At 71.8% G+C, this 13266-nt stretch carries 11 protein-coding genes; 5 read left to right on the top strand and 6 right to left on the bottom strand.

All coding sequences use genetic code 11. From position 1 onward, the window contains the following. Window positions 1-246: 246 nt before the first annotated feature. Window positions 247-2025, top strand: coding sequence for a S8 family peptidase (locus ACH4TV_RS18365; RefSeq protein WP_398399207.1), 1779 nt, complete (start codon window positions 247-249; stop codon window positions 2023-2025). 35 nt (window positions 2026-2060) lie between these two features. Continuing rightward, a complete protein-coding gene (locus ACH4TV_RS18360; RefSeq protein ID WP_398399206.1) occupies window positions 2061-2708 on the top strand; it encodes a hypothetical protein in 648 nt (215 codons plus the stop codon). 105 nt (window positions 2709-2813) lie between these two features. On the opposite strand, the gene mshC is transcribed toward ACH4TV_RS18360, so the two are convergent. The 4 genes from mshC to ACH4TV_RS18340 all read right to left on the bottom strand — a co-directional run bounded on the left by mshC (window position 2814) and on the right by ACH4TV_RS18340 (window position 6359). Then, complete coding sequence (mshC, locus tag ACH4TV_RS18355) at window positions 2814-4043, bottom strand: cysteine--1-D-myo-inosityl 2-amino-2-deoxy-alpha-D-glucopyranoside ligase (protein ID WP_398399205.1); 1230 nt, start codon at window positions 4041-4043, stop codon at window positions 2814-2816. A 127-nt stretch (window positions 4044-4170) separates the two neighbouring features. Further along, complete coding sequence (locus ACH4TV_RS18350) at window positions 4171-5007, bottom strand: SCO1664 family protein (RefSeq protein ID WP_398399204.1); 837 nt, start codon at window positions 5005-5007, stop codon at window positions 4171-4173. Continuing rightward, window positions 4971-5561, bottom strand: coding sequence for a DUF3090 domain-containing protein (locus tag ACH4TV_RS18345; RefSeq protein ID WP_398399203.1), 591 nt, complete (start codon window positions 5559-5561; stop codon window positions 4971-4973). Before ACH4TV_RS18345 ends, ACH4TV_RS18350 begins: the two co-directional genes overlap by 37 nt. Window positions 5562-5672: 111 nt before the next feature. Continuing rightward, window positions 5673-6359: a histidine phosphatase family protein gene (locus ACH4TV_RS18340; RefSeq protein WP_398399202.1), complete on the bottom strand. Its 687-nt coding sequence runs from the start codon at window positions 6357-6359 to the stop codon at window positions 5673-5675. A gap of 77 nt (window positions 6360-6436) precedes the next feature. On the opposite strand from ACH4TV_RS18340, the gene ACH4TV_RS18335 reads away from it, so the two are divergent. Further along, a complete protein-coding gene (locus ACH4TV_RS18335) occupies window positions 6437-7441 on the top strand; it encodes a magnesium and cobalt transport protein CorA (RefSeq protein ID WP_398399201.1) in 1005 nt (334 codons plus the stop codon). A 52-nt stretch (window positions 7442-7493) separates the two neighbouring features. Here the strand turns inward: ACH4TV_RS18335 and ACH4TV_RS18330 are convergent, their stop codons facing one another. After that, the gene (locus tag ACH4TV_RS18330) at window positions 7494-8282 is read right to left on the bottom strand and encodes a ferritin-like domain-containing protein (RefSeq protein WP_398399199.1); all 789 of its coding nucleotides are present in this window, start codon (window positions 8280-8282) and stop codon (window positions 7494-7496) included. A gap of 254 nt (window positions 8283-8536) precedes the next feature. Further along, entirely contained in the window at window positions 8537-9592 is a 1056-nt protein-coding gene (locus ACH4TV_RS18325) for an LLM class F420-dependent oxidoreductase (RefSeq protein ID WP_398399197.1), read from the bottom strand. Window positions 9593-9961: 369 nt separating this feature from the next. Between ACH4TV_RS18325 and ACH4TV_RS18320 the strand changes: the two genes are divergently transcribed. Next, the gene (locus ACH4TV_RS18320) at window positions 9962-10945 is read left to right on the top strand and encodes an aldo/keto reductase (protein WP_398399195.1); all 984 of its coding nucleotides are present in this window, start codon (window positions 9962-9964) and stop codon (window positions 10943-10945) included. Further along, a complete protein-coding gene (locus tag ACH4TV_RS18315; protein WP_398399193.1) occupies window positions 10942-13194 on the top strand; it encodes a helix-hairpin-helix domain-containing protein in 2253 nt (750 codons plus the stop codon). Before ACH4TV_RS18320 ends, ACH4TV_RS18315 begins: the two co-directional genes overlap by 4 nt. The last annotated feature ends 72 nt before the right edge of the window (window positions 13195-13266 follow it).

Here is a 13266-nt window from a genome sequence, read left to right as displayed (position 1 = left end):
TCACATGTCGACTCACGCCACAGCCCGGCGCAGAGAGTCGACAGCACCTCGACAGCATCTGGCCGGATTATGGCGTGACATCTGTTTGAGGACGTATTGCGGAAGCTTGTACACGGTGCCCAATTCAACTTGATTTAAAACCCTGTTGGTGGCCATGGGGTGGACGGACTCCCGCCGGAGGAGCAGGGTGAGCCCCGGAACGACCCGCTGCTTGGCACCCGCACGGATCGAAGGGAGCGGTATCCGATGACCGACCAGGTACAGCCGGCCCAGGGCCCGGGAGCTTCCGGGCCGGGGCCCGACGGAGCGGGATTCACCTATCGAGGGACCGAGCAGGAACTGATCGTCGTCGCCCGACCCGAGGCCAGGCTGCGCGCCCGGCCCGACGGCGTACGTTCGGCGGCCGGCGGCGACGTATCGGCCCTCAACATGTTCCTCGACGACGAACAGCTCGCTCTGCAACCGCTGTTCGGCAGCGAGGAGCGCCTCCAGCAGGCCCAGCACACCGCCGGGACGGACATGGGCATGGGCATGGGCATGGGCATGGGCTCGGAGAGCCTGCCCGACCTCGCGCTCTTCTACCGGGTGCGCGGCGGCGAGGACCGCGCCCAGGAACTGCGCGCCAGGATCGCCGCGTTGCCGGGCATCGACACGGCGTACGTGAAGCCGGGCTCCGTACCGGCCTCGTTGCAGACGACCGGACCGAGCACGGACGACGGGCGGCGGCTGAAGGAGGGCGCGCCCGCCACGCCCGACTTCACCCACCGCCAGGGCTATCTGCGGCCCGCGCCCGAGGGTGTGGACGCCCACTGGGCCTGGCAGCGGCCCGGCGGCTCGGGCCAGGGCATCACGGTGATCGACGTGGAGGGCTCCTGGCAGCTCGGCCACGAGGACCTGGCCGCCAAGCTCGCGGGCGTGGTGGCCGGAACCCCGCTGACCGACCTCGCCTGGCGCAACCACGGCACCGCCGTGATCGGTGTGATCGGCGGCGACCGCAATGCGCACGGCATCACGGGGATCGTCCCGGACGCCGTGACCGCCGCCGCGTCCTTCCAGGGCCTCGGCACGGCCGCCGCTATCCACGCGGCCGCCGACCGGCTCGGCCCCGGCGACCTCGTGCTGGTCGAACTGCACCGGCCCGGACCGCGGTTCGACTTCGAGGAGCGCGACGACCAGCGGGGCTGCATCGCCCTCGAATGGTGGCCGGACGACTACGCGGCCGTCCGCCACGCCACCGCCCGGGGCATCCTCGTGGTGGCCGCCGCGGGCAACGGCGCCGAGTCCCTCGACGACGGTGTGTACGAGCGCCGTCCGGACGAGTTCCCCCAGTGGTGGCGCAACCCGTTCAACCCGTCCAGCCAGTCCTCCGGCGCGGTCCTGGTCGGCGCGGGCGCCCCGCCGCCCGGCACCCACGGCCGCGACCACGGCCCCGACCGGTCCCGGCTGGCGTTCTCCAACTACGGCGCCCGGGTGGACGCCCAGGGCTGGGGCCGCGAGGTCACGACCACCGGCGGCTTCTGGGACCGGCCCGGCGACCTCCAGGGCGGCCCCGAGGAGATCGCCTGGTACACGGACACGTTCTCCGGGACCTCGGCGGCCACCCCGCTGGTGGGCGGCGCCCTGGCGGCGCTCCAGGGCATGCTCAAGGCGGCGGCCCAGCCCCCGATGTCCCCCGAGGCCGCCCGCGGGGTGCTGCGGGCCACCGGCTCTCCGCAACAGGACGCGCCGGGCCGGCCCGCGTCCCAGCGGATCGGCCACCGGCCGGACATCAAGGCGGCGGTCACGCACCTCCTGCCGGAGGCGGTCGGCTCGGGCCGCGCCGAACGCTACTGGGACGAGCTGCTGCCCTACCCGCGCGAACTCCCGCCCAGGCTCCGGCTGTTCGTGGCCGGCGGCTGGCGCAACCTGAACCGCCCGTCCGCCGAGATCCGCCAGGCGGTGCACACCGCGTTCGCCGGCGGCAGTCCGGACGTACGCGTCTGGTTCTCGGACGACGAGATCGTCGGCCTGGTGATCACGGGCTGACACACCCGACGAGTTGATGGAAGGTGGCACCCGCAATGAGCACGATCCCGCAACTGAGCTCCATGGCACAGCAGGGCCAGCACCAGCAGCAGGGCCAGCAGGGCCCGAGCACGGCACCGCCTCAGTTCGGCCAGCAGCAGGGCATCGGGCAACAGCAGCCGTTCGGCCAGCAACAGCCTTACGGGCAGCAGCACTTCGGTCAGCAGGGCGGCGGACAGCAGCCGTTCGGGCAGCAGATGCAGCAGCCGTACGGCCAGCAGGGCGTCGGCCAGCAACAGCAGCAGATCCCGCAGCACGTGCAGCAGCAGCTCCAGCAACTGGGCCAGCAGCCGCCGTTCCAGCAGCTGCTCCAGCAACTCGGCCAGCAGCTCGGCCGGCAACAACAGCAGAGCCCGCAACAGCAGCAGGACATCCAGCACGGCGAGACCCTGGTGCTGCCGAGCGCGGCGGCGGCCACCTCGCTCGCCATCGGCGCGGCCGACCACTTCCAGGACGTCGTGACACCGCTCCCGGGCCAGCCGCAGGTGCTCTACCTGTACATCAACAACGGCTGGCGCCGCCTGGTCAACCCGAACCAGGTGACGCAGGACATGGTCCAGGAGGCCTTCGCCTTCGGCCAGCCGGTGTACGGCATCTACGACACCGGCAACAACGTCCTCCAGTCCGTCATCGTGACGAAGTGACGATGACGGAGTAAGGACGGCAGGCACGTAGGGGGCCGGGGGAAGCCCACGCAGAGGGGCGCCGAGCGGATCAGCCGCCCGGCGCCCCGTCGTACTCCGCGTTCGCTACAGCGCCACGCCCAGCAGGGCGTCCACGGCACGGGACGCGACGCCGGGAGCGCCCTCGTCCGTACCGCCCCGCTCCGCCTGGAGGGCCGCCCAGCGGTCGACGGCGGCCAACGCGGCCGGGGCGTCCAGGTCGTTGGCGAGGGCGGCGCGCATGTCCTCGACGAGCGCGTCGGCGGACGGCCCGTCGGGCCGGGACACGGCGGCACGCCAGCGCCCGAGCCGCGCGACGGCATCTTCGAGCACCTGGTCGGTCCACTCCCAGTCGGCCCGGTAGTGGTGGGCGAGCAGGGCGAGCCGTATGGCGGCGGGGTCGACGCCGTCGCGGCGCAGCGCGGACACGAAGACGAGATTGCCCCTGGACTTGGACATCTTCTCGCCGTCGAGCCCGACCATGCCGGCGTGGACGTACGCCTTGGCCATGGGGAACTCGCCGGTCAGCGCCTGGGCATGCGAGGCGCCCATCTCGTGGTGCGGGAAGGCGAGGTCGGAGCCGCCGCCCTGGACGTCGAAGCCCATGCCGAGGTGGTCGAGGGCGATGGCGACACACTCGATGTGCCAGCCGGGCCTGCCGCGGCCCAGCGAACCGCCGTCCCAGCTCGGCTCGCCCTCCCGCGCGGCCATCCACAGCATCGGGTCGAGCGGGTTCTTCTTGCCCGCCCGGTCCGGGTCGCCCCCGCGTTCGGCGGACAGCAAACGCATCGCGGCGGCGTCCAGGTTGGACACCCTGCCGAAGTCGGGGTCGGACTCGACGGAGAAGTAGACGTCCCCTTCGAGCTCGTAGGCGGCGCCCGCGTCCCGCAGCCGCTCGACCAGCGGGACGATGCCGGGTATCGCCTCGACGGCGCCGATGTAGTGCTTCGGGGGGAGCATCCGCAGGGCGGTCATGTCCTCCCGGAAGAGCGCGGTCTCCTTCTCGGCGAGCCCCACCCAGTCGATCCCGTCGCGCTGCGCCCGCTCGAGGAGCGGATCGTCGACGTCGGTGACGTTCTGGACGTAGTGAACCTGCCGCTTGGTGTCGAGCCACACGCGTTGGACGAGGTCGAACGCGTTGTAGGTCGCCGCGTGACCCATATGGGTGGCGTCGTACGGCGTGATGCCGCAGACATAGATACGGGCGACGGGACCGGGGTCGAGGGAAACCAGACCGCCGGTCGCGGTGTCGTGGATCCTCAGGTCGCGGCCCTGACCAGTCAGGGCGGGGACCTCGGAAGCGGGCCAGGCATGCATGTCATGAGCCTAACCGGACGGATGTTCCGTATACGAACCGGACCGGCCCCCGATGGCCGGGAAGGGGGTCTTGCGAGGTACGTCCCGGTGTGCTGACGGTCCCGGCAACGATCCCGTCCGTCCGCCCTCAGACCGGCGGCCACGGAATCGCCGGCCACTCCCCGCTCGGCTCCGGATGCCTTCCCGACTCCAGCAACGCGTCCACCCGTACCCGCGTGGCCTCGACCTCGTCCCCGGTGACCAGCTCCGCCAGCCGCACGGCCAGCGCCCCGCCGTCCTCCAGCGCGCCCTTCAGCCCGGACAGCACCTCGACCGCCTCCGGCGTCAGGGGCTCCCCCGCCCACCCCCACAACAGTGTCCGCAACTTGTTCTCGGCGTTGAAGGTGACCCCGTGGTCGATCCCGTACAGCCGCCCCGCGCCTCCCGGCAGCAGGTGTCCGCCCTTGCGGTCGGCGTTGTTGATCACCGCGTCGAGTACGGCGAGCCGCCGCAGCCGCACGTCGTCGGCGTGCACGAGCAGCGCCGTCTTCCCCTCCGCCACCTCGGCGAAGGTGATCGCCTTCCACCCGGGCCCGGGCTCCTCGCCCTCGACCAGGGCGAGCAGCTCACCGCCCTTGTCGGTCTCGGCCTCGATCCACAGCTGGCACATCCCCTCGCCGTACGGCCCCTCACGCAGCACGGTCGGCGGTACGAGCCCCCAGCCGGTCGCTTCGGAGACCTCGTACGCCGCCACCTCGCGCTCCGCCAGCGTCCCGTCGGGGAAGTCCCACAGGGGCCGCTCACCGGCCACGGGCTTGTAGACGCAGGCGGCTTCCTGCCCCTCGTACGAGACCGTGCAGTACAGCACCGCGTTCGACGCCTCGCGGATGCGTCCGCGCACGGTCAGCTCGCCCTTGGCGAGCAGTTCGGCGGGCGTGCGGGTGGCCGTCACGCTCCCCGGCGGTATCCGTTCTGGCGCGGACATACGTGTCCTTCCGGGTCGAGCGGGAGGCTGCACAGCGGGCAGGGCGGCCGGCCGGCGTTGACGACGTCGAGGGCACGCTTGGTGAAGGCACGGGCCTGCGCCCCGGTGAGCCGGACCCGCAGCATCGGCGGGCCGTTCTCCTCGTCCTGGAGGAGCCGCTCCTCGGCCTCGGCGAGGTCCTCGTCGGTTTCGGCGTCCAGTTCCACCAGGGCCTGCGCCTCGACGATCATGCGCTGCTCCTCGCCGTCCCAGGCGAGCGCCATGGTGCCGACCCGGAACTCCTCCTCGACAGGGGAGTCGAGGGGGCCGGTGTCGTGCACCTCGGTGGGGGCCACGGCCGGGACGGAGGCGTTGCCCCCGCTACGGCGTACGACCTCGTCGAGCAGTTCGTCCATACGTTCGGCGAGCGCGGCGACCTGGGTCTTCTCCAGGGCCACGCTGGTCACCCGAGGGCCGGCGGTCGCCTGGAGGAAGAACGTACGGCGCCCGGGCAGTCCGACCGTACCGGCCACGAAGCGGTCCGGTGGGTCGTAGAGGAACACCTGACGGGACACGTCCTGTCTCCATTGAAATCGGCTGCTGGGGGCTACTGAAAAGTCGTGTGATCGGCTGGAACCGGTGTCGGCGGCGCTACCGCGACCGCTTCACCCTACTGCTGCCGACGATCACGGTGCGCCCGCACCACCCCCGACCGCGGCCTCCTCGCCCGGAGACTCCTCGCGCGGCGCCAGCGAGGCGAAATCCCCGGTGTCCCCGAGGCGGACAAGAAACGGCCTCAGGCGGGTGTAACGGATCGCGGTGATGGAACACGGGTCGACGGAGACTCGCTGGAAGAGGTCGAGATGAAGCCCGAGGGCGTCAGCGACAAGGGACTTGATGATGTCGCCGTGCGAACACATGAGGTAGACGGCGTCGGCGCCGTGCTCGGCCTCCACGCGCGCGTTCCACTCGCGTACGGCCTCGGCGGCACGCGTCTGCATGGCCCGCATGGACTCACCGCCGGGGAAGGCGGCGGCGGACGGGTGCGCCTGGACGACCTGCATCAGGGGCTCGTCCATCAGCTCGACGAGCTTGCGCCCGGACCAGTCGCCGTAGTCGCACTCCGTGATCCCCTCCTCGGTGTGCGCGCGCAGCCCCGGGCGGGCGTCGAGGAGCGGCCGGACCGTCTCCTGGCAGCGCTGCAGCGGGCTGGTGACCACCTCGGAGATCGGCAGCTCAGCGAGCCGCCCGGGCAGCGCGGCTGCCTGCGCGGCGCCTCGCTCGTCGAGGGCGACACCGGGCGTGCGGCCGGCGAGCACCCCGGAGGTGTTGGCGGTGGAACGTCCGTGCCGGACGAGGATCAGCGTGGGCATGCGGCCCAGGGTAGGCGTACGGCCCGGTGCGGTACGCGGGGGTGCGTCCGGGGCCGGGCGGCGGGAGAATACGCCCCGTGATCGTCGACTGCGCCATCTACCGCGACGGACGCCGGACCCAGGGGCCCGCGGACCTCTCCGACGCCCTCGCCGAGTGCCGCTCGGGCGGGGCCGGGGACGCGTTCGTCTGGATCGGGCTGTACGAACCCACGGAGAAGGAGTTCGACCTGGTCACCGAGGAGTTCGGGCTGCATCCCCTGGCCGTCGAGGACGCCCTCAAGGCGCACCAGCGGCCGAAGCTGGAGACGTACGACGACTCGCTGTTCATGGTGCTCAAGCCGGTGGGATACGAACCGAAGGCCGACATCGTCTCCTCCGGCGAGATCATGGTCTTCATCGGCGACTCCTTCGTGGTGACCGTCCGGCACGGCGAGGAGGCCCCTCTCGCGGACGTACGGCACCGCCTTGAAGAAGATCCCGAGATGCTGCGGCACGGTCCTACGGCGGTGCTGTACACGATCGCCGACGCCGTCGTCGACCACTACGTGGAGGTGGCGGACGAGCTGGGCACCGACCTGGAGGAACTGGAGACGGAGGTGTTCTCGCCGGCCGGCGGGGGCTCGCGCCACACGGCGTCCCGCATCTACACCTTCAAGCGGCAGATCCTGGAGTTCCGCCGTGCCTCGGGCCCGCTGGCGGCACCGCTGGGACGGCTCGCGGGCACGGGCCTCTTCGGCGCGCGGCTGCCCTTCGTCCAGGAGAAGGCCGAGCCCTTCTTCCGGGACGTGAGCGACCACCTCACGCGCGTGAACGAGTCCGTCGAGGGCCTGGACCGGCTCGTCTCCGACATCCTCTCCGCGCACCTCGCGCAGATGAGCGTCCGGCAGAACGACGACATGCGGAAGATCTCCGCGTTCGCGGCCATGGCCGCGATCCCCACGATGGTCGCGGGGATCTACGGCATGAACTTCGACCACATGCCGGAGCTGCGCTGGGAGGGGTCGTATCCGGCACTGATCGTGGCGATGGCCGTCGTGGAGGTCCTGCTCTACCGGATGTTCAAGCGTCGCGGCTGGCTCTGAACGGCAGTTCTCCGAACGGCAGTTCTCCGAGCGGCGGTTCCGGATCTCATCGTCAGGCGAACTCGGCCGACGCGGTCGCCGGGCCGCCCAGCGCGTCGCGCCGCTCGGGCATCCGCAGGGAGACCATGCGGCGCCAGCCGACGGCACGCTCGTAGGCGTACACCGCGTGGATACCCGCGGCGAGGACCGCGGCCTTGGGCCTCGGCCAGCCGAGCACGCGCCCCATGTGGGACATGACCGCGAGGCTGACGTTCCGGTAGACGCGGATCTCGGCGAGCGCGCACTCGCGCAGCGTCCGCTGGATGGCGCGGCCGTGACCGGCGTTCGCGAAGCGCAGGAGCTCCTCGTGGCAGTAGGCGAGGTGGTTGTCCTCGTCGTTCGAGATCATCCGCACCGCGCGGCCGAGATCGGGGTGGTCGGCGAAGTGCCTGCGCAGCAGGTCCATCTCCTCGGAGGCGCGCTGCTCGGTGACACGGCTGTGGGCGAGGTACGTGACGATGTCCTGCACGGTCAGCGGCTCGTCGCTCTTGAGCTTGTCGTGCGCGAGACCGATGCCCTGCTTCTCCAGCAGCATCGTGTAGTCGGTGTCGGGCGGGACGTCGACGGGGCGCAGGCCGCGCTTCTTCATGAGGGCGTTGAAGATCCGCCCGTGCTTGTCCTCGTCCGCGCCGTGACGGGTGATCTTGGGGGCGAGTCCGCGTTCGCTCGCCGGGACGAGCGCGGCGATACGCGCGTTCTCCCAGCCGCCCTGGGACTCACCGCTGGCCGCGATGGAGCAGAAGAGACGGAAAGAATCGTCGTTGTCGAGGATCTCCTGGAACAGGCTCTTGGCCGAAAGCATCAGAGGCACCTCTCGCAGATCTGCAGGGTTCCGCAAAGAACGAGTCAAATGCGGTGGCAGGGACGCTGCAACAGCTGTGTCGGACAACTCCGCCAAAAGGAGGAGCAGGAGAGGCGCGCGGGGACGTAAGTACGAAGGTGTGGAGGCCGTGGAAGGCGTAACCGCCAAGGGCCTGGGCGCGTTGTGCTCCGTGACGGCCGTGGCGGGGAAGACCCCCGAGCCCCCACCACGGCCGCGGAACTTTATTACCGCCGCTACGCGACGCCGGACCGCTCCAGGGCGTCCGAGCCGGCCCGCAGCGAGGCGATCCGCTCGTCGAGCGTGAAGCCGGCCGGGGCGAGGGTGAGCGTGGTGACGCCGGCCGCCGCGTAGGCCTGCATCCGGTCGGCGATCCGCTCCACCGAGCCGAGCAGCGTCGTCTGGTCGATCAGGTCGTGCGGAATGGCGGCGGCGGCGCCGTCCTTGTCACCGGACAGGTACTTGTCCTGGATCTCGGCGGCTTCCTTCTCGTACCCCATGCGCTGGGCGAGCTGGTTGTAGAAGTTCTGCTTACGGCTGCCCATGCCGCCCACATACAGGGCCGTGTACGGCCGGAAGGTGTCCGCGAGCGTCGCCACGTCCTTGTCGTCGCCGACGGCGAGCGGCAGGGTGGGACACACGTCGAACCCTTCCAGAGTCTTGCCGGCCTTCTCGCGCCCCGCACGCAGGTACTGGATGGCGGTGTCCTCGATGTGCGCGGCGGACGGGAAGATGAGCAGCGCCCCGTCGGCGATCTCGCCAGTCTGTTCCAGGTTCTTCGGGCCGATCGCGGCGATGTAGAGCGGGATGTGCTCGCGCTCCGGGTGCACGGTCAGCTTGAGCGGCTTGCCCGGCCCGCCGGGCAGCGGCAGCGTCCAGTGCTCACCGTCGTGGGAGAGCCGCTCACGGCTCATCGCCTTGCGTACGATCTCCACGTACTCGCGGGTCCGGGCGAGCGGCTTGTCGAACTTGACGCCGTACCAGCCCTCGGAGACCTGGGGCCCCGAAACCCCGAGGCCGAGCCGGAACCGGCCGCCGGACAGCGAGTCGAGGGTGGCGGCGGTCATCGCGGTCATCGCGGGCTGGCGGGCCGGAATCTGGAAGATGGCCGAGCCGACGTCGATGCGTTCGGTCTGGGCGGCGACCCAGGTGAGCACGGTGGCGGCGTCGGACCCGTAGGCCTCGGCGGCCCAGCAGACGGCGTATCCGAGCCGGTCGGCCTCCTGCGCGACGGCCAGATTGTCCGCGTCCATTCCGGCACCCCAGTAGCCGAGGTTGATCCCGAGCTGCATGGCCGATTCCCCTTACCGATCAGTAACGTCCCTTGTACGACCGACAGTAGCGTGTACGGGGGCCTCCGGCGGTGGGGCGTTGGTCTCCCTGGTCCGGCGTTTGAGGAGCGAGGCCGGTGCCGCCCAGGCCGTGTTTCCCACCCACCCGCCCGTCTCGGCACGATTGCCGGGCGCCCTTGAACCTCTCGATGCCGGCCCGCGCCCCCAGCCCGTCCGGCGTTTGAGGACGAGGCTCGTTCAGGGCCGGAGCGGGGGTTCGGGGGCGTAGCCCCCGGGGATGGGACAGGTAGGGGCGGCGGGGGCGGGGGCGGGAAACCGTTGTCCACAGGCAACCCACTCCGCCAGTTCTGGCCAGTAATCTCGGCGTTCATGGAGCAGAGGCATCTCGGCCGTACCGGCCTGCGCGTGTCCCGGATCGGACTCGGCACCCTGACATGGGGACGCGACACCGACGAGCATGACGCCGCGGGCCTGTTGAAGGCGTTCTGGGAAGCGGGCGGGACCCTCGTCGACACCGCGGACGTGTACGGCGACGGAGAGGCCGAGTATCTGCTCGGACAGCTCATAGAAGGGCTCGTGCCGCGCCGCGACCTGGTCATCTCGACCAAGGCGGGGAGCGTGCCCGACCCCGACCGCCGCGTCGACGGCTCACGCGGGCATCTGCTCGCCGCCCTCGACGCCTCCCTCGCCCGCCTCGGCACGGACTACGTCGACGTCTGGCACATCCACGCCTACGATCCCGACACCCCGCTGGAGGAGACCCTCCAGGCCCTCGACCTCGCCGTCAGCAGCGGACGCGCCCGGTACGCCGGCGTCTCCAACTTCTGCGGCTGGCAGCTCGCCAAGGCAGCGACCTGGCAGCTCGCCGCACCGGGCGTACGCACCCGGCTGTCCAGCACGCAGGTGGAGTACTCGCTGCTCCAGCGCGGTGTCGAACGCGAGGTGCTGCCGGCCGCACTGGACCTGGGGATCGGGCTCCTGCCCTCCTCGCCCCTCGGACGCGGTGTCCTCACGGGCAAGTACCGGCACGCGACCCCGGCGGACTCAAGAGGCGCGTCCGAGCACATGGCTCCCTTCGTCGCGCCGTACCTCGACGACACGGCGAGCCGCATCGTGGACGCGGTACAGACCGCGGCGGACGGACTGGCGGTGACGCCGTTGCAGGTGGCGCTCGCCTGGATCCGCGACCGGCCCGGCGTGGCCGCCCCCATCGTCGGCGCGCGCAACGCGCAGCAGCTCACGGCCGCATTGTCAGTGGAGACCCTTAGTCTTCCTGACGAGATCTGCCGGGCGCTCGACGACGTGTCTGTGCCTGTGCACCGCTATCCCGATCACGACTGGAGCACGCTGTGACCACGGAGCCCGACACCACGGAGGAGGCCGAGCCGGAGACCCCGGTCGCCCCCGAAGAGGCTGCCCAGGACGCGGCTGACGGTTCGTCGACCGACCCCGCAGAGACCGCAGAAACCACGGAGAACGCCGAGAGCGCGGAGAGTACTCAGGCCACGCAGTTGTCCGAGGCCGAGGCCGAGCTGGCCGCGCAGCGGGAGCTCCGGGAGCGGATCGAGCGGCGCAAGGCCGAGAAGCAAGGTCCGATCGCAGCCGGCACCAAGCTCAGCGGAACGGCCGCCGATCTGCTCGCGGCCGTACGGGCCGTGGAGAGCGGCGAGAAGCCACCGCCCGTCATCGCCCGCACGCAGACGCCCTCTTCACGGCCCTCGCCGTCGCCCTCTCCCTCGCGCGAACCCTCAGCCGCACCCTCCTCCCCCACTGCCGTACCGCGGCCCCAGCCCATGCCCGTCAGCGGCGACACCTCGCCCGTCCTCGCGCCGGAAGCCGTCGAGGCCGTGCGGGGCGTACTGACCGAGGGCGGCGCGCCGGACACGCTCGCGCCGCAGGTCGTCGCCGCTCTGGGCGAGGGAGCGGACGGACAACTGCGCGCGGATCCCTGGCAGTTGCTCCGGGTCGCCGGGGTACGGACCGAGCAGGCCGACGGGTTCGCGCGGGCGCTGCTCGGCGCGGAGTGCGATCCTCAGGACGAGCGCCGGGGCCGGGCGGTCACGGTGTGGCTGCTGGAGCAGGCGGCCCTGGCCGGACACACCGTCCTGGACGTCTCCGCGCTCACCGCCGCGCTGGCCCAACGGGGCGTACCCGACCCGGACACGGCCGTACAGAGCACGATCGCGGAGGGCGAGGCCCTGGAGTTCCAGGACGCGATCGAGGAACCCGGCGGGGCCGCGCGCCAGCAGGACACCCCTGACGGAGAAGAGGCCGAGGACGAGGCCGAGGAGCGGCCTGTTCGCGTGCTCGTCGGGCTGGAGCGGTACGCGCTCGCCGAGGACAGCCTCGCCGACGGGCTGGCCCGGATCGTCAACTCGCTGCCCAAGGAGGCCGCCGAGGACTGGGAGTCGGCGGCCGGGGCTTCGGGGTCCGGTTCCGCGGCCGAGCTGATCCGTACCGTCGGCGCGCACGGACTCGTGCTGCACACCGGCGGTGACACGGCTCGCGTCGAACCGGCCGCCCTCGTCGCCGCGGCCCGTTCCCTGGGCCTGCGCGTCTGCGCGGCGGCCCACACGCCCGACGGCCGCCGGCGTTTCGCGGCCCTGCTGAAGTCGGACCCGGCATCCGACACCGAGACCGACACCGACTCAGTCGTGACTGTCGCCGGGCTGCTGGCCGGGGCCGAAGGGCCCGGGCGGGACGCCGACGGGGCGTTCGGGCTCGATCTGCTGGTCGTGCTGGACGCCCCGCAGCTCGATGTGGAGAACGCGGCGATGCTCGTGGAGTCGCTGCCCGACGGGGCCCGGCTGGTGCTGAGCGGGGATCCGGCAGTGCTGTGGTCGGCGGGACCGGGGCGGGTCTTCGCCGATCTGCTCGCCGCGCGCGCGTGCCCGCAGGTCGTCTCGGGCACGCCCGATCCCGGCCCGATCGGCGAACTCGTCTCGGGCGTCTCCGTCGGCGAGCTGACCCAGGTCGAGGCGCCCGGCAAGGAGGTCGTGATCGTCCCCGTGCGGGACGCGGGCGAGGCGGTGCACCGGACCGTGCAGCTCGTCGCGGACTCGGTGCCCAGGGCACTGGGCGTGCCGACCGAGCAGACCCAGGTGATCACGCCGGGGCACGGCGGCGCGGCCGGCACCCGGGCGCTCAACACCGCCCTCAAGGAGCGGCTGAACCCCGGCCCGGGCCGCTTCGGCGGCTTCGACCCGGGTGACCGGATCGCGTACTCCCCCGCGCCGGGGCGGACGGTGCCCGGGCAGGTCGTCAAGGCCGACGCGGAGGGGCTGCACCTGGAGTGCGGCGGCGCCTCCGTCGTCGTACCGAAGGAGCGGGTCGAGCAGACCGTGCGGCACGGGTGGGCGCTCACCGCGCACCAGGCGGTCGGGCTGCACTGGCCCGCCGCCGTCGTGGTGCTGCCCGGGGACGCGGCCCCGTCGCTGACCCGGCCGTGGGTCTACACGGCCTTCGGCCGCGCGGAGCGTCACCTCTCCGTGGTGCACGGCGTGGACCAGGCCCTGGCCCGCGCGGTCGCGGAGGTCCCGGCGAAGGCCCGCACGACACGGCTGCCGGGTCTGTTCAGGGCCCAGGTACCGGCGTCCGGCTGAGCGGACGAACGTCGACGGCGGCGGTCAGGGGGTGCCCCCTGACCGCCGCCGTCGATCGCGACGTGGCAACCG

It is taken from the genome of Streptomyces sp. NPDC020898 (assembly GCF_044333925.1).
Lineage (GTDB): Bacteria > Actinomycetota > Actinomycetes > Streptomycetales > Streptomycetaceae > Streptomyces.
Note: the sequence above shows the minus strand (reverse complement) of the source record. Positions and strands in the feature narration are given on the sequence as shown.

Coding starts and splice junctions, on each gene's coding strand:
- ACH4TV_RS18360 (WP_398399206.1), top strand. CDS start 2,061: ATGAGCACGATCCCGCAACTGAGCTCCATGGCACAGCAGGGCCAGCAC.
- ACH4TV_RS18340 (WP_398399202.1), bottom strand. CDS start 6,359: ATGCCCACGCTGATCCTCGTCCGGCACGGACGTTCCACCGCCAACACC.
- ACH4TV_RS18350 (WP_398399204.1), bottom strand. CDS start 5,007: ATGTCCGCGCCAGAACGGATACCGCCGGGGAGCGTGACGGCCACCCGC.
- ACH4TV_RS18330 (WP_398399199.1), bottom strand. CDS start 8,282: ATGCTTTCGGCCAAGAGCCTGTTCCAGGAGATCCTCGACAACGACGAT.
- ACH4TV_RS18365 (WP_398399207.1), top strand. CDS start 247: ATGACCGACCAGGTACAGCCGGCCCAGGGCCCGGGAGCTTCCGGGCCG.
- ACH4TV_RS18325 (WP_398399197.1), bottom strand. CDS start 9,592: ATGCAGCTCGGGATCAACCTCGGCTACTGGGGTGCCGGAATGGACGCG.
- ACH4TV_RS18320 (WP_398399195.1), top strand. CDS start 9,962: ATGGAGCAGAGGCATCTCGGCCGTACCGGCCTGCGCGTGTCCCGGATC.
- mshC (WP_398399205.1), bottom strand. CDS start 4,043: ATGCATGCCTGGCCCGCTTCCGAGGTCCCCGCCCTGACTGGTCAGGGC.